This is a genomic window from Candidatus Fukatsuia endosymbiont of Tuberolachnus salignus (genome assembly GCF_964030845.1).
GTDB lineage: Bacteria > Pseudomonadota > Gammaproteobacteria > Enterobacterales > Enterobacteriaceae > Fukatsuia > Fukatsuia symbiotica.
This window is the reverse complement of sequence record NZ_OZ034983.1, coordinates 1707347-1726799: the sequence shown is the minus strand read 5'-3', so window position 1 is coordinate 1726799 and position 19453 is coordinate 1707347. Positions and strand designations below refer to the sequence as shown.

General features: G+C 43.9%; 13 protein-coding genes, 1 tRNA gene and 2 pseudogenes. 7 read left to right on the top strand and 9 right to left on the bottom strand.

Going from position 1 to position 19453, the window contains the following annotated elements; genetic code table 11:
- Positions 1 to 11 precede the first annotated feature (11 nt).
- Positions 12 to 3787, top strand: a pseudogene (gene hrpA / locus AAHH42_RS08380) (ATP-dependent RNA helicase HrpA); the annotation flags it as partial.
- Between the two features lie 721 nt (positions 3788 to 4508).
- Here hrpA and AAHH42_RS08375 read toward each other — a convergent pair.
- Positions 4509 to 5350, bottom strand: a pseudogene (locus AAHH42_RS08375) (trypsin-like serine peptidase).
- Positions 5351 to 5465: 115 nt separating this feature from the next.
- Positions 5466 to 6083 (bottom strand): riboflavin synthase subunit alpha, encoded by a 618-nt coding sequence (locus AAHH42_RS08370; RefSeq protein WP_072549554.1) that lies wholly within the window; start codon positions 6081 to 6083, stop codon positions 5466 to 5468.
- A gap of 245 nt (positions 6084 to 6328) precedes the next feature.
- On the opposite strand from AAHH42_RS08370, the gene AAHH42_RS08365 reads away from it, so the two are divergent.
- The 4 genes from AAHH42_RS08365 to AAHH42_RS08350 all read left to right on the top strand — a co-directional run bounded on the left by AAHH42_RS08365 (position 6329) and on the right by AAHH42_RS08350 (position 9890).
- Positions 6329 to 7702: an MATE family efflux transporter gene (locus tag AAHH42_RS08365; RefSeq protein WP_072549553.1), complete on the top strand. Its 1374-nt coding sequence runs from the start codon at positions 6329 to 6331 to the stop codon at positions 7700 to 7702.
- Positions 7703 to 7875: 173 nt separating this feature from the next.
- Positions 7876 to 7952 (top strand) — tRNA-Val (locus AAHH42_RS08360).
- Between the two features lie 198 nt (positions 7953 to 8150).
- A complete protein-coding gene (gene pykF, locus AAHH42_RS08355) occupies positions 8151 to 9590 on the top strand; it encodes a pyruvate kinase PykF (protein ID WP_072549552.1) in 1440 nt (479 codons plus the stop codon).
- Between the two features lie 63 nt (positions 9591 to 9653).
- The gene (locus AAHH42_RS08350; RefSeq protein WP_342220901.1) at positions 9654 to 9890 is read left to right on the top strand and encodes a major outer membrane lipoprotein; all 237 of its coding nucleotides are present in this window, start codon (positions 9654 to 9656) and stop codon (positions 9888 to 9890) included.
- A gap of 195 nt (positions 9891 to 10085) precedes the next feature.
- Here the strand turns inward: AAHH42_RS08350 and AAHH42_RS08345 are convergent, their stop codons facing one another.
- The gene (locus AAHH42_RS08345; RefSeq protein ID WP_072549550.1) at positions 10086 to 11012 is read right to left on the bottom strand and encodes a L,D-transpeptidase family protein; all 927 of its coding nucleotides are present in this window, start codon (positions 11010 to 11012) and stop codon (positions 10086 to 10088) included.
- Between the two features lie 190 nt (positions 11013 to 11202).
- Between AAHH42_RS08345 and AAHH42_RS08340 the strand changes: the two genes are divergently transcribed.
- Complete coding sequence (locus AAHH42_RS08340; protein ID WP_342220900.1) at positions 11203 to 11583, top strand: hypothetical protein; 381 nt, start codon at positions 11203 to 11205, stop codon at positions 11581 to 11583.
- Positions 11584 to 11597: 14 nt separating this feature from the next.
- Here the strand turns inward: AAHH42_RS08340 and sufE are convergent, their stop codons facing one another.
- From sufE to sufA, 6 genes are read right to left on the bottom strand one after another with little or no spacing between them, the layout of a single operon-like run.
- Positions 11598 to 12029 (bottom strand): cysteine desulfuration protein SufE, encoded by a 432-nt coding sequence (sufE, locus tag AAHH42_RS08335; protein ID WP_072549548.1) that lies wholly within the window; start codon positions 12027 to 12029, stop codon positions 11598 to 11600.
- Positions 12030 to 12080: 51 nt separating this feature from the next.
- Positions 12081 to 13370, bottom strand: a complete 1290-nt coding sequence (gene sufS, locus AAHH42_RS08330) for a cysteine desulfurase SufS (RefSeq protein ID WP_083429558.1) — start codon at positions 13368 to 13370, stop codon at positions 12081 to 12083.
- Entirely contained in the window at positions 13367 to 14659 is a 1293-nt protein-coding gene (sufD, locus tag AAHH42_RS08325; protein WP_342220899.1) for a Fe-S cluster assembly protein SufD, read from the bottom strand. The genes sufS and sufD overlap by 4 nt, the downstream gene beginning before the upstream one ends.
- Positions 14634 to 15380, bottom strand: a complete 747-nt coding sequence (gene sufC / locus AAHH42_RS08320; protein WP_072549546.1) for a Fe-S cluster assembly ATPase SufC — start codon at positions 15378 to 15380, stop codon at positions 14634 to 14636. The genes sufD and sufC overlap by 26 nt, the downstream gene beginning before the upstream one ends.
- A gap of 54 nt (positions 15381 to 15434) precedes the next feature.
- On the bottom strand, positions 15435 to 16934 hold the full coding sequence (gene sufB, locus AAHH42_RS08315; RefSeq protein ID WP_342220898.1) for a Fe-S cluster assembly protein SufB: 1500 nt from the start codon (positions 16932 to 16934) through the stop codon (positions 15435 to 15437).
- 9 nt (positions 16935 to 16943) lie between these two features.
- Positions 16944 to 17315 carry a Fe-S cluster assembly scaffold SufA gene (gene sufA / locus AAHH42_RS08310; protein WP_072549544.1) on the bottom strand — a complete coding sequence of 124 codons (372 nt, stop codon included), beginning with the start codon at positions 17313 to 17315 and terminating at the stop codon, positions 16944 to 16946.
- 815 nt (positions 17316 to 18130) lie between these two features.
- On the opposite strand from sufA, the gene ydiK reads away from it, so the two are divergent.
- Positions 18131 to 19192, top strand: coding sequence for an AI-2E family transporter YdiK (gene ydiK, locus AAHH42_RS08305; protein WP_072549543.1), 1062 nt, complete (start codon positions 18131 to 18133; stop codon positions 19190 to 19192).
- Positions 19193 to 19453 lie beyond the last annotated feature (261 nt).

Below are 19453 nucleotides of genomic sequence, written 5' to 3'. Positions count from 1 at the left end.
ATTTTAAACATATCACCCATGCCCAACAACGCATTAGCCAGCGTCAGGCGAGTTGTCCAGTAATACGTTACCCCGAGAATCTACCGGTCAGTCAAAAAAGGCAGGATATTTATCACGCCCTGGCTGATCATCAGGTATTGATTGTGGCGGGAGAAACTGGATCCGGTAAAACCACGCAATTACCTAAAATCTGTCTGGAATTGGGACGAGGCATTAAAGGAATGATCGGCCATACACAGCCCCGGCGTTTGGCCGCACGGACGGTCGCTCAGCGCATTGCTGAGGAGTTGAAAACCAGCCTTGGTGGTTGTATTGGTTATAAGGTGCGTTTCAAAGATCAGGTTAATGAGAATACGCTAGTTAAGCTGATGACCGACGGTATTTTGTTAGCCGAAATTCAGCAAGATCGACTGCTGAGCCAATACGATACGTTGATTATTGATGAAGCACATGAACGTAGCCTTAACATCGATTTTATTTTGGGTTATCTGCGTGAATTATTGCCAAAACGTCCCGATTTAAAAGTGATTATCACGTCCGCCACTCTGGATCCACAGCGTTTTTCTCGCCATTTTAATCAGGCTCCAATCATTGAAATTTCAGGGCGAACTTATCCGGTTGAAGTTCGTTATCGCCCGATAGCTGAGCTGCCTCGAGACAGTAAGGATGACAGTGAATCTGATCAACTACAGGCGATTTTGGCGGCGGTAGAGGAATTGGAGCATCAGGGAATGGGCGATATCTTGATTTTTATGAGCGGTGAGCGTGAGATCCATGAGACTGCCGACGCGTTGAGAAAACAGAATTTGCGACATACTGAGGTGTTAGCATTGTACGCGCGTTTATCCCCTAGCGAACAAAATCGCGTCTTTCATCCTGGGCGTGGTGTTCTAAGACGTATTGTGCTGGCGACTAACGTTGCTGAAACCTCGTTGACGGTACCGGGGATCAAATATGTCATCGATCCTGGTTATGCGCGTGTCAGTCGCTACAGTTTCCGCACCAAAGTCCAGCGACTACCGATTGAAGCGATATCACAGGCTTCGGCTAATCAGCGTAAAGGTCGTTGTGGTCGTGTCTCGGAGGGGATCTGTATCCGGTTGTATTCGGAGCAGGATTTTCTATCGCGTCCCCTTTTTACCGATCCAGAAATTCTGCGTACCAATTTAGCGTCGGTTATTTTGCAGATGACCGCCATTGGTTTAGGTGATATCGCTGCTTTTCCTTTTATAGAACGCCCTGACAAGCGCAACATTCAGGATGGAGTACGTCTACTAGAAGAACTTGGTGCGATCCGCACCGCCGATGAGCGGCATCAGCAGTTAACCGATTTGGGACGTCAATTAGCACAGTTGCCGATAGATCCACGTTTAGCACGCATGGTGTTGCAAGCGAAAGAACAGGGTTGTGTACGTGAGGTGATGATTATTACCGCTGCGTTGTCGATTCAGGATCCGCGCGATCGCCCGCTGGATAAACAGCTGAAAAGCATCGTCGCTTTGCGGATGAAAATTCTGATTTTTTGGCTTTGGTTAAGTTGTGGGATTACCTGATCGAACAACAAAAAGTATTGTCGGCGGCGCAGTTTCGTCAATTGTGCCGTCGCGACTTTTTAAATTATCTCCGTGTGCGTGAATGGCAAGATATTTATAGCCAATTAAATCAGGTAGTTAACACCTTAGCACTGCCGATTAATAGCATAGCGGCTGATTATCGTTGTGTTCACTGTGCCTTGCTGACTGGGCTGTTATCGCATATTGGCCAAAAAGATAACGATAAAAAGGAATTTACTGGCGCCCGCAATGCGCGTTTTTCTATTTTTCCCGCGTCGGCATTGTTTAAAAAACCACCTAAATGGGTCATGGTGGCAGAGCTGGTGGAAACCCGTCGTCTGTGGGGGCGTATGGCGGCACGCATTGAAGCAGAATGGATTGAACCTTTGGCGCCTCATTTGGTAAAACACCATTACAGTGATCCCCATTGGGAAAAAACGCAAGGTGCAGTGATGGCTAGCCAAAAGGTCACTTTATTTGGTTTGCCTATTGTTGCCGCCCGTAAAATTAATTATGGCACCATTGACCCACCGTTATGCCGTGAGCTATTTATCCGCCATGGACTGGTAGAAGGGCAATGGCAAACACACCATGTTTTCTTCCACGCCAATTTGGCTTTATTAAGCGAAGTTGAAGAAATGGAACATAAATCACGTCGGCGGGATATTTTAGTAGATGATGAAATCCTGTTTAATTTCTACGATCAACGTGTCGCGTCTGAGGTGGTGTCTGCACGACATTTTGATAGCTGGTGGCAGAAAACCCGTCAGCTACAGCCAGATTTGCTGAGCTTCGCAAAAAATATGCTAATCAAAGAAGGCGCTAATTCGGTTACACCACGGGATTATCCGGATTTTTGGCACCAGGGCGCGTTTAAATTACGTCTTTCCTATCAGTTTGAGCCAGGAGGTGATGCTGATGGCGTCACTGTGCATATTCCGTTGGCTATTTTAAATCAGATAGAAGAGCAAAATTTTGACTGGCAAGTAGCGGGTATTCGTCGTGAGCTGGTGGTTGCTTTGATTAAATCTTTGCCTAAAGCAATACGGCGTAATTTTGTACCGGCACCTAATTATGCCGATGCTTTTTTAGCCAGAGTGGTGTCGCCGGAGGAGGGAGACTTAAAAAACGTTATGTTGAAAGAGGGGTTGTTAGCCACATTGGAGCGGGAATTAAGGTGCATGACTGGTGTGACGTTGTCACGTGAGGATTGGCAATGGCAGCTCGTGCCTGAACATTTAAAAATGACCTTTCTGGTGTTTGATGATAAAAATTGCCCTTTACGGACAGGAAAAAATTTAGCTAAGATAAAAGTACAACTGCGAGAAAAATTACAGGAAAAGCTCTCGGCTGTGGTTGATCAGGGTCTGGAACAAAGCCCTTTACAGAATTGGAATTTTGGCACCTTGCCTGTTCGCTATGAACAACAAGGTGTTGGCTATCAAATTAAGGTTTATCCTGCTTTGGTTGACGAAAAAAAAAGTGTCGCTATCCGTCTATTTGAAACCGAATCACAACAACAACAGGCGATGTGGCGTGGTACTCGCCGTTTACTGTTGCTTAATATTCTTTCACCGATTAAATATTTACATGAAAAATTGCCTAATAAAGCCAAATTGGGGCTGTATTTTAATCCTTACGGCAAAGTACTGGATTTGATCGATGATTGTATTGCCTGTGCTGTGGATAAATTGATCATTCAATACGGTGGATTAGTATGGCAACAAGCTGATTTTGTTAATTTACAGCAAAAAATTCGTGCGCAATTGAATGATACCGTGATGGAGATTGCGACAGGTGTCGAGCAAGTTCTCAGTCGCGCATTTGCCATTAATAAAAGGTTGAAAGGGAAGATTGATATTACCTGGGTGCAGGCTATGGCGGATATTAAGGCTCAGCTTGATGGTTTAATTTATCGTGGTTTTGTCACTGATAGCGGTTGGCAACGCATAACGGATAGCTTACGTTATTTGCAAGCCATCGAACGTCGCTTAGAAAAACTGGCTGAGGAGCCTTATCGTGATCGGGCGCAGATGTTGCGGGTGCAACAGGTTGTTCAAAGCTGGCAACAATGGCTAAATAAATTATCTCCTGAGCGTAAGCAGGATGAAGAGGTAAAAGCGGTGCGTTGGATGATTGAAGAACTGCGCGTGAGTTTATTTGCACAACAATTAGGGACGCCTTATCGAGTTTCAGAAAAACGTATTTTACAAATTATGAAACAGCTATCATAAAGAATATTATTTCATCTTATATTTTGAGCGAGGGATCGCTCTTTCTGTTTTTGATCTATTTCAATAATTACCTCATTTCACACTGCGCTATCAAGGTGCCGGATCAATATTAACGTTAAATATTAAAAAAATAACGATTTATTCGTATATTCATCTGATAACGATAATTAATAGAATTGCAATGGAAAAAATAAAATCTATTTAACGTAGTGAAAAATAACATTCTCTTATTGATAAGAGAGAATGTTATTTTTGTATAAATAGCAGCGAGATTTTTGCGTACGCTCCGCTTAATGAAATTGACCAGGAATAATTTTTCATAGCCTTGGTTCTCTCATTAGACCTCTTTCCAAACCTGCTGCGGGACTCGAATCCTGCGTTGCCCGGTGCGCGCAATCCTCATGTACTATGTGTTAACGAAGGTTGCTGTGCGCCTTGACTTCGCATCACTCGCTAGGGTTTGGAAAGAGGTCTATTAAATACGAACAGTAATTTTTTATCTTGAATGTTTTATAAATTATCATATGAGGATTTTTATATGTCATAACAAGTAAATAGATCAAAAACAGTATCACCATCTGAGGCTACTATGGTGGGAATAGAGCCGAATCGGGATCCATCGAATCCATCGATGCCAAAACCAATGAATCCATGGTGGCAAAATCCAAATCCAATGACGCCATTTATGCCAACTCCAATGAATCCAGTATATCCATTTCACTCACGACGATTTCGAATAGGCTCTAAGTGCCTGCAATTTATCTCGTATAGCGGTCACCGCTAAGGCATGATTATCTGCTAAGTCGCGCTCTTTAGCCGTTGGCGCAGAACTTTGAATGGCTATCAATGACCAATTATCGCCATTTTTTAGTAATAACGGTGAACCGCTATCCCCTGGTAGGGTATCACATTTATGAGAGAGTACACCTTGCTGTGCCCAACCGGTCACTAAACAATTTTGGTGGCTATAAAGAGCATCCAGGTGATCAGCAGGATAGCCCGCCTGTGTGATTCTGCGCTGGGCGCGTTTCAGTGCTAAGGTCAGCTCTGATGTTGAACCTTGCCATAAGGGTAAGGGTTTAAGCGGCAGAGGGACAGTGTTACGCAACAAAATCAAGGCAAAATCATCGGTAGCGGCAGCGGGTGGAACAATCCATCCGTTCTCTCCTACACGCAGCTTTTTAGCTAAATTGATATCTACCAAAGTTTCTAGTTTATGAATTTGATATTGCCAATTTTGTTGCTGTGCAACAAAACGTAAAGTTACGGCAGATCCTTCTTTCCTGGTGGTATGAGCAGACAATGACCCGCAGTTAGCGCGAGGTTGGGTGTTATGAGTGTTGCTGTACAAAGATTACCGCTGGCGGTTTCTACTTGCCCAATGGCCTGCCAAGGCCAGTTATCGCTGTCATTTCTGGCGATGCGATCATCTTTGCCAAAAAATAAAAGGTTACGCTCGGTGAGTTCGGAAGTATTCACCGAGGAAGTATGGAAAAAAAACAGCAGCAGGCTGGACAGCAATAGAGGATTGTGTGAACGCTTTAACCACGGAGATAAAGGCATAGAGATGATCTTCCTAATAAAATCATTCATGAATATATCATTGTCTCGTTTCTACTCTATATACAGCCTACTACATAGGGTGTCTGTGTCCATTCGACTTGGTCTATTATGTCCGTTATGAAAACGAGGGGGTGGGCTGCATACGAGTCACTGTATCAACGATGGCTTGTGTCTGTGCATCAATTTCGATGTTGACTCGATCGGCTAAGCGTTTTTTCCCTAATGTTGTCCGGGCTAAGGTTTCTGGGATCAGATTAACGCAAAAACGATGATGCTCTACTTCACCCACAGTCAGACTGATGCCGTCGATGGCAATAAATCCTTTATGCAACACGTAATTCATTATTTTTTTGTCGGTAATTCGAAACCAAAGCTGATGGTTGTTTTCCGAAGTGCAAATTTTGGCAATTTCTGCAGTACAGATGATATGACCTGACATCAAATGACCGCCAATTTCGTCACCAAATCTCGCTGCTCTCTCTAAATTGACGCTATCACCGACGTTAAGTTCACCCAGGTTGCTAGTAAGGAGTGTTTCTTTTATCAAATCAAAGCTGATCAAGTCTTTATTGATAGTGGTTACTGACAGACAGCAGCCATTGTGTGCTACTGAGGCACCCAGTGTTAAGCCCGGCAGCATGGCTGGCGGAAATTTTAGGGTATGGGTACGAAAATTGATCGTCTGGTCAATGGCGACCACTGGTGCAGTGCCTTGAACAATACCGGTAAACATAAATTAATGCCTCTTGTTGGTTGTGTGCAAAATAGAACGCAGAAGATTGTCACAAGCGACGATTTTGCAGAGGTGTGGTTGAGCAAATATCCGTATAACATGCTCTCTTAAAGTACAAATAGGATCAACGAATATTTAGCTGGCATTCATAAAAATGATTGATTAAGCTTGATATAAGGTATTAGAAACGACTTTTGGTAACAGTGGATCGTAATTAGTCACGATCATTTAAAGTAGGTATATAAGTGCAAAAATATAGCGTTGAAGCACGAAATTTAATGGCTCTTGCCATCCCGGTGATTATTGCTCAGGTTTCGCAAACGGCGATGGGGGTGGTTGATACCATTATGGCCGGTTCGGTCAGTGCTACTGATATGTCTGCCGTCGCTATAGGAACTTCCATCTGGTTGCCGGTGATTTTCTTCGGTCATGGCCTGCTGTTGGCTCTAACGCCTACAATCGCACAATTGAACGGTTCTGGACAACGTCATCAGATTGCTCACCAGGTGCGCCAAGGGTTTTGGTTGGCGTTGTTAATTTCTGTACTAATTATGGCAATATTGTATAACAGTCATTATATCATTTATCAGATGCATAACATTGATCCTGTATTGGCTGCAAAAGCGGTAGGTTTTATCCATGCCATTATGTGGGGTGCGCCCGGTTATCTGTTTTTCCAGGTTTTACGCAATCAGTGTGAAGGATTATCGAAAACTAAACCCGGTATGGTTATTGGTTTCATCGGGTTACTGGTGAATATCCCTATCAACTACATTTTTATTTATGGCAAATTCGGGATACCGGCGTTAGGTGGGGTAGGTTGCGGCGTTGCTACCGCGAGTGTGTATTGGCTGATGTTTTTGATGGTACGCTGGTATGTCACAAAAGCAGGTTCTCAACGGGATATTAAATCAGATAAAGGGTGCATTCTTCCTGACTGGCAGGTGATAAAGCGCCTAAGCAACCTTGGTTTACCGATTGCACTTGCCCTATTTTTTGAAGTGACCTTATTTGCTGTGGTCGCTTTGTTGGTTTCACCCTTGGGCGTGGTGGCGGTGGCGGGTCATCAGATTGCGCTCAACTTTAGTTCCTTAATGTTTATGTTACCCATGTCGCTGAGTGTTGCCGCGACCATTCGTGTTGGCCATAGATTGGGTGAAGGGAAGGTAGCTCAGGCGAAGGTGGCGGCCTATACCAGTATTGTTGTTGGTTTAGTCTTCGCCTCATTAACGGCATTGTTTACCGTTGTTTTCCGCGAACAGATTGCTCTACTTTATAACAAGGATCCCGCAGTGGTGACTATGGCATCCCATCTTATGCTATTAGCCGCCGTTTATCAGATGTCCGATGCAGTACAAGTCATTGGATGTGGTGTACTGCGAGGTTATAAAGACACACGGTCGATATTTTTTATCACTTTTGTCGCCTATTGGTTATTGGGTTTACCCAGTGGTTATCTGTTAGGACTGACTGATTATTGGCTACCGGCGATGGGGCCTCGCGGTTTTTGGATTGGTTTTGTGATCGGATTAACCTTTGCTGCGATCATGATATTCTGGCGTATCTGTTGGCTGCAAAAACAACCCGCAGCGTTTATTTTACAACGTGCGGCTCATTAGATTTCTTGCGCTACGGTTTCGCAGGAAACCTATTAACAAAACAACAGGATGAGTGAAAGTTCATCAATTGGATAGGTTTTCCCGTGAAGTTGCCTATTTTCTCTTGCCAACAGAGAACCAGCTCGTTAGTATTCGTCCCCGCTGACCGTATTGATGGCGGGGCAGTGTCCAGTGCGTCCGTAGCTCAGTTGGTTAGAGCACCACCTTGACATGGTGGGGGTCGGTGGTTCGAGTCCACTCGGACGCACCAAGAGTTTGCCCGTTTATGTGGGCCGGCTCGTTGTAATTTTAGCTTAATGCTAAAATTTTCTACTCAATTTCTCCGACTATCACCTATCCTTAGCATGATCTGCATTATCGGGTATCGCCTGGATTCTTTTCCGTTAGCGTAAATAAAATTAGCGGATCGGTTGACCTCCTATTTATCACAACTTGTAGAAAATCCGTCATGAAAAAAACTAAAATTGTTTGTACTATCGGGCCTAAAACTGAATCTGAAGCAATGCTGACTAAACTACTGGATGCCGGTATGGACGTGATGCGTTTGAATTTTTCTCACGGTGATCATAAGGAACATGGTGAACGTATCAACAATCTTCGTAAGGTGCTAGAAAAAACCGGCAAAAAGGTAGCTATTTTACTTGATACCAAAGGCCCTGAAATCCGCACGATGAAACTGGAGGGAGGGCAAGATGTGCCTTTGGTCACAGGGCAATGTTTTACTTTTACCACTGATAAAAATGTGGTAGGCAATGCGCAGACGGTTGCTGTCACCTATGAGGGATTCACAGCCGATCTAAAAGTGGGTAATACAGTACTGGTTGATGATGGTTTGATCAGGATGGAAGTGATTGAAATAAGAGATAAGTCCGTCCGGTGTCAAGTAAAAAATAACGGCTATTTGGGTGAAAACAAAGGTATTAACTTACCGGGTGTAATGATTAAGCTACCGGCTTTATCGAAAAAAGATGGATGTGATCTGCAGTTTGGTTGTGAACAGGGAGTTGATTTTATTGCTGCTTCTTTCATCCGCAAAGGGTCTGATGTACGAGAAATACGTGAGCATTTACAAGCGCATGGTGGTGCACATATCCAAATTATCTCAAAAATTGAGAATCAGGAAGGTCTGAATAATTTTGATGAAATCCTGGCAGCATCAGATGGTATCATGGTCGCTCGTGGTGACTTGGGTGTTGAGATCCCGCCCGAAGAAGTCATCTTTGCGCAAAAAATGATGATTAAAAAATGTAATCGTGCGCGTAAAGTGGTGATCACGGCGACTCAGATGCTTGATTCGATGATAAAAAATCCGCGGCCTACCCGTGCGGAAGCGGGTGATGTGGCAAATGCCATTTTGGATGGTACTGATGCGGTAATGTTATCGGGTGAAAGTGCCAAGGGAAATTATCCGCTGGAATCAGTTGCTATTATGGCGACCATCTGTGAGCGCACTGATCGCGTTATGAAAAGCCGTATTGAGTCATTTTTAGACGATAAACGTAAGGTGAGTATTACTGAGGCAGTTTGCCGTGGTGCGGTTGAAATGGCCGAAAATTTGTCTGCACCGCTGATTGTGGTTGCGACTAAAGGGGGCAAATCGGCTAAATCGGTGCGTAAATATTTCCCGAAAGCGTTAATTTTGGCACTGACGACAGATAAAGTGACCGCTCGTCACTTGATATTGACTAAAGGTGTTATTCCACAATATGTAGGTGAAATTGCTTCTACTGACGATTTTTATCGTATTGGCAAACAAGCTGCTTTGGACAGTGGTCTTGCTAAGCAAGAGGATGTCGTGATCATGGTATCCGGTGCATTGGTAAAAAGTGGTACTACCAACACTTCTTCGGTTCATCGTTTAGAAGAAGATGAAAAAATTTCTCGATAAAAAAAACTTTGTGCAATACTTACAGTGCTAGACAAAAATTAACTCAATTTGAGGGTGTTAATAATGAATGCTACTAAACTGATTCTAGGCACGGTAATATTGTCTTCTGTTCTGTTGGCAGGTTGTTCGAATCGTTCTCATATCGAGCGACTCTCTTCTGATGTTAAAACCATCAATGCTAAGGTAGATCAATTGAGCAATGAAGTGAGCGCAATGCGTTCTGATGTTCAGGCAGCGAAAGACAATGCCACACGTGCTAACCAACGTCTGAGTAACAAAGCTCATTCCTACAGAAAGTAATAATAATGTTACCTCAACAAAATGGTGCACGGAGTAGAGTGCACCATTTTTTTATTAGACCTCTTTCTAAACCGTAACGAGTGGTATGAAGTCAAGGCGCCCGTAGCGCAGCAACCGGAATGTACATAATACATGAGGATTGGGAGCACCGCGTAACGCAGAATTTCATGCCACGCAGTAGGTTTGGAAAGAGGTCTATTCTGTTCTGTTAACTACCACGGGCATACCAGAACGGCGGGCAATCTCTTTATCAGCTATTTTCCTATCCGTTTGTTGATCAGAAATAAACAGTTGTACTGAGTGGCTAAGGGTGATTGGCATCGTCTGTGGGTCATCGCTGTCAACCAGAGATAAGGGTTGGTGCACTTCTATATAACGCTTACTATCAGGTTCAATCGAAAATTTGATGGGTTGATTAATGATCTGCACACGAGTTCCTTCTGACACAGTGTGAAACAAGGCTTCGATATCATTTGGACGTAAACGAATACAACCGGAGCTAACACGCAGACCAATACCAAAATTAGCATTGGTGCCATGAATCAAATATTCCCCCCGCCCGTCGGCGAGCCGCAAAGCAAACAGCCCCATTGGATTTTTTGCCCCGGCGGGTACCACCGCGGGCAATGTTTTCCCTTCTGCTAAATAACGCTTACGAATATTTGCTGTAGGTGTCCAGGTAGGGTTGGGAATTTTTTGGCTAACTGAAGTGATCATTATGGGTGTGCTGCGTCCCCTCTGGCCAATGCCAATAGGGTAAACCATCACTTTTTTCTCGTCGGGCGGATAATAATAAAGACGTAATTCAGCAAGATTAATAATAATGCCTTGATGTGGCGTATCCGGTAGTAGCATCTGGCTAGGAATAATTAATTGCGATTTGGGCTCAGGTAAGTAGGGATCGGTATTGGGATTGGCTTCTAACATCGCCAATAAGCCGATTTGATATTTTGCGGCGATGGCTTCCAGCGGGCGCCCATCATTGGCTACGATAACCGTTTTGTTCTCTCCTATCAGACGCCCCTTATTGGCAGGCAAAAAATATTCAGCTGCATTGGCACAAAGACTAAAGACTAAAGAAGTGGAAAGTAACAGCGTTATTAATGCTAATGTACATTTCATATTCAGTCCCGCATCAATTTATAATTATAGGACTACTACTACTTTACGCTAGTATGTCCCTAGGAATAGTGCAAGTTTTTAAGAACCTATTCGAAATCTATTACTTCGTCAAAAACGAGCGTAAATGGGTTCTAAGTAGTCGTTAATTAAATAATAAACAGAATAAAAACTTTTTATATGAGGTAAAAGTATGAGTTGGGCGTCTATTAAGGAAGTTACATTGGTGGTTGTAGAGGGTGTTAGAGATGGTTTTAAAAGCGTCTTTACCCTAAACTTCTCTTCCGTAAGCAATTGTGCGGCTGCTCAGAGCAGGACAACAGCATATAATGTAGGGAAAGGCATTGCGTATTTAGTATCCGCTTTGGTAGCTGTAGGAATAGGAGCAGCATTAGGAGCGGGTGGGATAGTAGCTGTGACGCTAGTATGTGTAGGAGTAACAGGAGCAGGAGTAGCAGGAGCAGGAGTAGCAGCAGCAGCAGCAGCAATATTGGGAGCAAAATGGGGAGCAGTACTCACAACATTATCACTACCATCCACAGTAGGAACAGCAGCGTTTGTGATGGAGGGGTAGGTTATGCAAGAAGTCTATTGTTTGCCGGGCAGGTGAGCTACTGCGGTATGGATAGCGCATACCATAGCTTTCAGCCCTTGAGAACGAGAGGACGTTAAATGTTGACTTAGTGCCAAATCATCAAAAAAAGGCCATACATCCACATCCAGCTCGATTGTTTGTTGTGACAGCAAATTCTGATAAAGAATAAACACCATGGCTACCAACCCCTTAACGATCGCGGCATCACTGTCTCCAGCAAATAACACTTGACCCTCTTCCGTTGATGTAATGCTGATCCATACCTGACTTTGACAACCGGCAATCAGATTTTTTGGTTGCCGTTGCTCTTTGGTTAATGTGGGTAATTGCATCCCTAATTCAATGATATACCGATACTTTTCTTCCCAATTAAGGCAGCGGTCGAAATTAGCAAGTAATTTTTGTTTATTTGGCAACGTTGCCATAGTTTTTCCCTGGATAGGTAAAATTAAAGCCGATTAATTACATTATGGAGGCTAATTTAAAAGGCACTCAATACTTTGTAATGCAGTGACCAGTTGATCAATTTCTTCACGGGTATTATACAGCGCCAGAGAAACACGACACATAGTGGATACGTGATAAAATTCCATTAGAGGCATGGCACAGTGCTGACCTGTACGGATAGCAATGCCATACCGATCAAGAAGAATGCCAACGTCATAGGAATGGTGCTGCCCCAGGTTAAAAGCGATGACTCCGGAACGATTTTTTTCTGAGCCATAAATTTTTAAGCTTGGCACCAGCTTTAACTTTTTTAATGCATAAGCCATCAGTGACTGTTCATAATGTTGGATCCGGGTCAATCCCAGCTGGTGAATATAGTTGATAGCGGCTCCCAGGCCGATAATAGCGGCGGTGTTGGGCGAACCGGCTTCAAAGCGCCCCGGGGCATCAGCAAAGGTGGTTTCTTCTGTCAGGCTGACGGTTTTGATCATCGAACCTCCGCCTTCCCAAGGTGGCATCATCTGTAATAATTTATTTTTGCCATACAGAATACCGATACCCGTTGGTCCATATAATTTATGACCGGAAAAGACATAAAAGTCACAACCCAACGCCTGCACATCGACTGGCTGATGCATGACCGCTTGCGCACCGTCAACCAATACTATCAGCTCTTTTGCGAGCGCTTTTGCTTGCGTGACAATGTCACGTATCGGGTTTATCGTGCCCAGCACGTTAGAGACATGGGTGATCGCCAGTAAACGGGTACGGTTATCAATCAATTTGGATAGATCACTCAGATCTAATTCCCCAGAGGTCGTTAAATGCCATACTTTGATGATAAGGCCACTCTCCTTGGCTAGCATCTGCCAAGGAACGATATTGGCATGGTGTTCCATCTCGGTGATGATAATGCTGTCACCGGCATTGAGAAAGTGGCGCCCGTAGCTGTTGGCTACCAAATTGATGCCTTCGGTGGTGCCTTTAACGAAGACAATCTCTTGTTCTGTCTCTGCATTAATGAAACCCGCAACCTGGCGACGCACGTTTTCCATCGCCTCTGTTGCCTTCTCACTCAGGGTATGGATGCCACGATGTACTGCTGCGTAATCCTGGCGATAAAAATTCATTTCGCTGTCAATCACCGTTTGCGGTTTTTGCGCACTGGCCGCACTGTCCAGGTAAATGAGTGGTGTGTTGTTGACCTGTCTGCTGAGTAGTGGAAAATCAGCCCGGATTTGTTCCACAGAAAAATTTTTTGTTTGCGGCTTGTTGTCCACTTCGGCCTGTTTGTTGAAGAGTAAGTTGTTATTGGTCATCTGCCCATCCGTTTTAAGCGTTCAGTGATACGGGTTATTACTTGCTGACGAATGACCTTATTCTTCAGCGGTTCCGTGAGTTCGGCAGCGAAAGCAAAAATGATCATCTGTTTGGCTTCGGTTTGGCTGATACCGCGAGACTGTAGATAAGATACCTGTTCAGCATCGATGTATCCCACTGTTGCACCGTGGCTACATTTTACATCGTCTGCATAAATTTCTAACTGTGGTTTTGTGTCCACTTCGGCTTGTTTGCTGAGGAGTAAGTTGTTATTGGTCATTTTCCCATCCGTTTTCACGGCATGCGGCGCTACTTTTAAAGTACCATTAAATACTGCCTTACCCTGATCATGGACTATCGTTTTGTGTAATTGTTGGCTTTGGCAGTGGCCTTTATTATGCTCCAGATAAGTGCGGCTATCACATATTTCTCCGCTGAGCGGTAATAATAGGCTGTTGATTGAGATGTGGCCTCCCTCACCATTGAGTTGGGCACTGGTATGGTGCCTGGTCAAACCGGCACCGAGTAGAAAGCTGTCGCTATATGTGTAGGCATGATGCCCAAGTATCAAATCGTTATAAGAAAAGTGATAACTGTGCTGGTTTTCAAACGCCAATTTACAATGCGTTAACTGCGCATTATCGCCCAAAGCCATTGTCAGGCGTGCACCGGTAAAGTGTGCCCGATTATTTAGACTGACAAAATGTTCGATTACCTGTGCTTTTGCATTCGCTTCGATCAGCAGATGATGGCGATAATAGCTACTGTTGATCGCGTTTTTGTTTTGATCGTCTGCTTGACCAGAACTGATATGCAGCAGATATAACGGCTTATCACTTTTTTTCCCTGCGGCTAAACGAATAAGTAAACTTTCTTGTGCTAAGCTTTCCGTGAGATGCAAAAATACCTCTGCACGCACTGCTACCGGTATGTTTTCTTGTTCTGTCAAAGTACTAACCTGGTAGGGTTCGTAAGCGGTATCGCTGAGAGATGCGACAAATCGGCCATCGACAAATACCAACCGATGGGCATCTAGCGTTAATGCCAGATTATCACATTGTTGCTTACTGATGGCTAATGTTTGTGCATAATTGAACCTATGCTGTAATAGCCGATCGAGCGGTGTGTACTTCCAGTCTTCATGTTTATAATTTGGAAAACCCAATTGCACTATTTGTTTCCAGTGAAATTGTTGCCAATGAGCTTGCGTGTCAGGTGAGCCAGTCCGTTGCTGAAATAATTGACCAAACTGCGCTAGCAGATCACTGTCGGGTAGTAAGCCAGTCATAGCCTTGCTCCTCCAATTTTTTCGCTAGCGTAAAATCACCGGTTTCGATGATTTTCCCTTGATACAGAACATGCACAAAATCTGGTTTCAGATAATTCAAAATGCGCTGATAGTGAGTGACGATAATAAAAGCCCGCTTATCATCACGCAGTGAATCGACGCCGTTAGCGACAGTTTTTAACGCATCGATATCCAGGCCGGAATCAGTTTCATCCAAAATACATAGGGTAGGTTCTAATGCTGCCATCTGTAAAATATCGTTACGTTTCTTTTCGCCACCCGAGAAGCCGACATTGACTGAGCGGGTCAGCAAATCTTTTGGCATCTTTAATAAATCAATTTTTTTTTCAATAAAATCGGCAAAATCAAAACGATCCAACGCGGGCTGTTGCCGGTATTTACGGATGGCGTTAACAGCGGTCTGCAAGAAAAAAAGGTTGCTAACCCCAGGGATTTCAACCGGATACTGGGAAGCAAGGAAGACACCTTCACCGGCTCTTTCCTCTGGCTCTAAGTCCAGTAAATTTTTATTTTTAAATAATACTTCGCCCTGAGTGACCTGGTATTCTTCCCTTCCGGCTAATACGGCTGAGAGGGTACTTTTCCCTGAGCCATTAGGGCCCATAATGGCGTGTACCTCTCCAGGTTTTACTTCAAGATCAAGCCCTTTGAGGATAGTTTTGCCTTCAACGCTGACTGCTAACTGCTTAATGCTTAACATGCTGTTTCCTTTGTACACTGGACGCGAGCGAATAGATTCCTGAAAGTAGGGGGGTTAACCAACGCTGTGCTCTAGGCTAATGGCTAACAATTTCTGTGCTTCTACAGCAAACTCCAGCGGTAATTCTGAGAACACATCTTTGCAGAATCCATTGACAATCATCGAGATGGCGTCTTCTCCACTAATACCACGTTGACGACAATAAAACAGTTGGTCATCACCAATTTTTGAGGTGGTTGCTTCATGTTCCAATTGGGCTGAATGATTTTTTACTTCAACATAGGGAAAGGTATGAGCAGCTGAATGGCTGCCAATTAGCATGGAGTCGCATTGGGTAAAATTCCGTGCGTTATCCGCGCCAGGCAGAATTTTCACTAACCCACGGTAAGTATTCTGGCTGTTCCCGGCTGAGATCCCCTTGGAAATAATGGTTGATTTAGTATTTTTTCCAATGTGGATCATCTTGGTGCCAGTGTCAGCCTGTTGTTTGCCATTGGTGAGTGCTACTGAGAAAAATTCGCCGATGGAATGATCCCCCTGCAGGATCACACTGGGATATTTCCAGGTAATCGCCGACCCCGTTTCTGATTGAGTCCACGACATTTTTGATCCCGTGCCTTGACATAATGCACGTTTGGTGACGAAGTTGAGAATACCGCCGGTAGTGCCTGAACCGGCAAACCAGTTCTGTACCGTAGAATATTTTACCTCGGCGTTTTTATGCAGGATCACTTCTACCACAGCGGCATGTAGCTGATAGGTATCGCGTGCAGGTGCCGAGCAGCCTTCAATGTAACTGACGTAGCTATTTTCATCAGCGATAAGGATAGTACGTTCAAATTGACCGGTTTTAGCTGCATTGATACGGAAATAGGTCGACAGTTCCATCGGACAGCGCACGCCTTTGGGCACGTAGACAAAGGTGCCGTCTGAAGCCACTGCCGCGTTAAGAGCAGCAAAAAAATTATCCTTTGCGGGTACGACTGAGCCGAGATATTTTTGTACCAGATCAGGATATTCCTGGATGGCTTCACCGAGGGAACAAAAAATAATACCCTGTGTGGCTAACTGTTCACGGTAGGTGGTGGCAACAGAAACGGAGTCGAAGATGGCATCGACGGCGACCTCAACCCCTTCACGCACGGGTACACCGAGCTGGGCAAAAGCCGCTTCAACTTCAGCGGTGAGATGGAGATTTGTTGCTGTGCTGCCAGCAGGTGCTTGTTCCACTCCGTCCTTTGAATCGCAGTCATCATCACAATGACCACAAGAGGGTGCGGAGTAATAGCTGTAATCTTGATAGTCGAGGTTTTTGTAGTGCGCTTTTAACCAGTGTGGTTCTTCCATCTCCAACCATCCGCGATAGGCATCTAGCCGAAATGCTAACATCCATTCGGGTTCGTTACGTTTGGCCGAAATAGCACGGATCACGTCTTCACTAAGTCCTTTAGCCAATTGATCGGTCTCTAATTGGGTAAAAAATCCTTCTTTATAATGTCCATCGTTGACCCAGGCTGACGTGTCCTCGGGAGTTTTAACATTGCTTCGTGTCATTTATATCGCTCAAACGCCAAAGCTCTCACCACATCCGCAGGAATGTTGAGCCTTAGGGTTATCAAATTTAAAGATCTGATTCAGTCCTTCACGGACGTAATCCACTTTAGTACCATCAACAAAGGGCATCGATTTTGAAGGAACATAGAGTTTTGCTTTCTGGTGTTCAAATAGTAGGTCATCGCTAGCTGGTGATTCAGCGATGTCCAGAACATAAGTAAAACCCGCACAGCCAGACGGTTTTACGCTCAGTTTTAGCCCCTTGGCCTGCGGGTTTTGTTGCATGAGTTTTATAATTTGCGTGGCAGCGCTTTTGGTGATAACGATGCCTGACCAATCATTATCATCAAGTGAGAATGTCCCAACAGCATTTTGTTGCATATGAACCTACCTTATTCTCTCTTTCGTCTTAGAACCTGTTCAAAATCTCTTGTGCTCGCCGTGTTTTGGTTAAGTCATTCGTCAAAAACGCGCTCAACATGCTCACTGACTCCCTTTCGTTGCATACGAGAGTAAACTGCGCTTTTTCGCACGTCTTTTCCTCGTCTGGGCGTCGCTCAAGAAAATTTGGAACAGGTTCTTAATAGCATCAAGTTTATCCGCCATAGTAGTGATAATTACTATCACTGCAACCATTTGTTTTATAGGGGTAATGGCAAAGATTCCTTTTTAACCTTGAACGAGACGGCAATTTGAAGATTGAATTTAAAACATTTATTAAAAACACCTATTTCTGTGCTAATTTTAACCGAAAACCCTTGCCGAGGGAACCTTTTGCCTGCTTATCTACATATTTATTAATAAGGGTTGTGAGTTTCGGTGACTTCTTTTTCATTTTTCGGGATACGACCGCTCAAAGGGGAGGTTAATCTTTTAAAATTTGGTGGCTGTGTACTAGCAGATTCGTTTGTTAAAAAGCGAGCAAATACACTCTGATTATGATGCTGTGCTGGTATAATTACTTTTGTAATGGACTTCTTATATACCCTTCGCCTTTCAAGTTACGGCGGCGTTGGCTGCTCGCACTCATCCCAGTCATGTACTACTTGTACACTCCTAGGATTCGATTGATTGCCGCCTGGCCGTAACTCGAAATTCATTGGGTATGGCTTGTTCGAAACTGCGTTTTTTCGCCTATTGTAGGTTTTGCAAGAAGTCTAACACGTTGTTTGTCACAATGACTAAGAGAGCCACTGATGAATGATTTACAACAAGGACGCCATGACTTACCGAAACTGATGTTTTGCATGCTATTTATCCTGATAATGATGATCACCAGTTTTTGGGTGATACAGCCTTTCATTATGGATCTGGCTTGGGCGGTTATGGTGGTGATTGCCACTTGGCCGTTATTAATCAAACTACAGATTTTACTCTGGGGACGGCGTTCTTTGGCTGTCATTATCATGACGTTATTATTGATTTTGTTCTTTGTCATCCCGATTGCTTTATTGGTCAATAGTCTACTAGCAAACAGTGCGCCCTTGATCGCTTGGGCGAGTAGTCCTGCTAATATGCATTTCCCAGCGATGGAATGGTTAAACGCTGTCCCTCTGGTAGGAGGCAAAGTTTACAATAGTTGGCATAGCTTAATTGCTGGTGGGGGTAATGAGATATTGGCAAAGTTACGACCTTATGTAGGGGAAACGGCGACCTGGTTTGTCGCTCAAGCGGCTCATCTTGGACGTTTTGTCGTTCATCTGACACTTATGGTGTTGTTTAGTATTCTGTTTTACTTTCATGGTGAACGGGTTGCTCAAGGTATCCGCCGTTTTGCTGTGCGACTGGCAGATAAAAAGGGAGATTCTACGGTTGTTTTAGCTGCACAGGCCATTCGGGCAGTAGCACTTGGGGTGGTAGTAACCGCATTAATCCAGGCTATTTTAGGCGGTATTGCTTTAGCGATTGCGGGTATCCCTTACGTGACTTTACTTACCGTTCTGATGTTTATTCTCTGCGTTGCTCAGCTAGGGCCTTTATTGGTGCTTATCCCAGCGATTATTTGGCTTTATTGGAGTGGTGATCCCATTTGGGGAAGTCTGTTACTGGTATGGAGTTGCATCCTTGGTACTTTTGATGCCGTTTTGCGTCCAGCGTTAATTCGTAAAGGCGCCGATTTGCCGATGATATTGATTCTTTTCGGTGTTATTGGTGGTTTATTGTCGTTGGGCATGATTGGTTTATTCATTGGGCCAGTGGTTCTAGCGGTTTCTTACCGTTTGCTTTCCGCTTGGATCGATGAACGAGTTAAATCCTAAGTTTCGATTAGCTCGGTGGTAAAAAAACAAAGTGGCAGAAACTTGTGCCACTTTGTTTAATCACAGATAGCTAAATCTGGTTTATTTAAGGCTGGCGGTTTGATGAATAATTAATTATAAATTAATTAACATGTTTAAGTTGTTATTATTCTTTAAATTAATATTCACTATCTTAAGTTTTATAATTTGTATTTTATTGAGATCTCATCTACTATTTAGTGGATTCTATCCAGTTGTACAGTATAAATAGAAATTTATACT

Bases quoted from the DNA above. Each gene is read 5' to 3' on its own strand.
- pykF (WP_072549552.1), top strand. From the start codon at position 8,151: ATGAAAAAAACTAAAATTGTTTGTACTATCGGGCCTAAAACTGAATCT.
- AAHH42_RS08340 (WP_342220900.1), top strand. From the start codon at position 11,203: ATGAGTTGGGCGTCTATTAAGGAAGTTACATTGGTGGTTGTAGAGGGT.
- AAHH42_RS08370 (WP_072549554.1), bottom strand. From the start codon at position 6,083: ATGTTTACCGGTATTGTTCAAGGCACTGCACCAGTGGTCGCCATTGAC.
- ydiK (WP_072549543.1), top strand. From the start codon at position 18,131: ATGAATGATTTACAACAAGGACGCCATGACTTACCGAAACTGATGTTT.
- AAHH42_RS08345 (WP_072549550.1), bottom strand. From the start codon at position 11,012: ATGAAATGTACATTAGCATTAATAACGCTGTTACTTTCCACTTCTTTA.
- sufE (WP_072549548.1), bottom strand. From the start codon at position 12,029: ATGGCAACGTTGCCAAATAAACAAAAATTACTTGCTAATTTCGACCGC.
- sufC (WP_072549546.1), bottom strand. From the start codon at position 15,380: ATGTTAAGCATTAAGCAGTTAGCAGTCAGCGTTGAAGGCAAAACTATC.
- sufB (WP_342220898.1), bottom strand. From the start codon at position 16,934: ATGACACGAAGCAATGTTAAAACTCCCGAGGACACGTCAGCCTGGGTC.
- sufA (WP_072549544.1), bottom strand. From the start codon at position 17,315: ATGCAACAAAATGCTGTTGGGACATTCTCACTTGATGATAATGATTGG.
- AAHH42_RS08350 (WP_342220901.1), top strand. From the start codon at position 9,654: ATGAATGCTACTAAACTGATTCTAGGCACGGTAATATTGTCTTCTGTT.
- sufD (WP_342220899.1), bottom strand. From the start codon at position 14,659: ATGACTGGCTTACTACCCGACAGTGATCTGCTAGCGCAGTTTGGTCAA.
- sufS (WP_083429558.1), bottom strand. From the start codon at position 13,370: ATGACCAATAACAACTTACTCTTCAACAAACAGGCCGAAGTGGACAAC.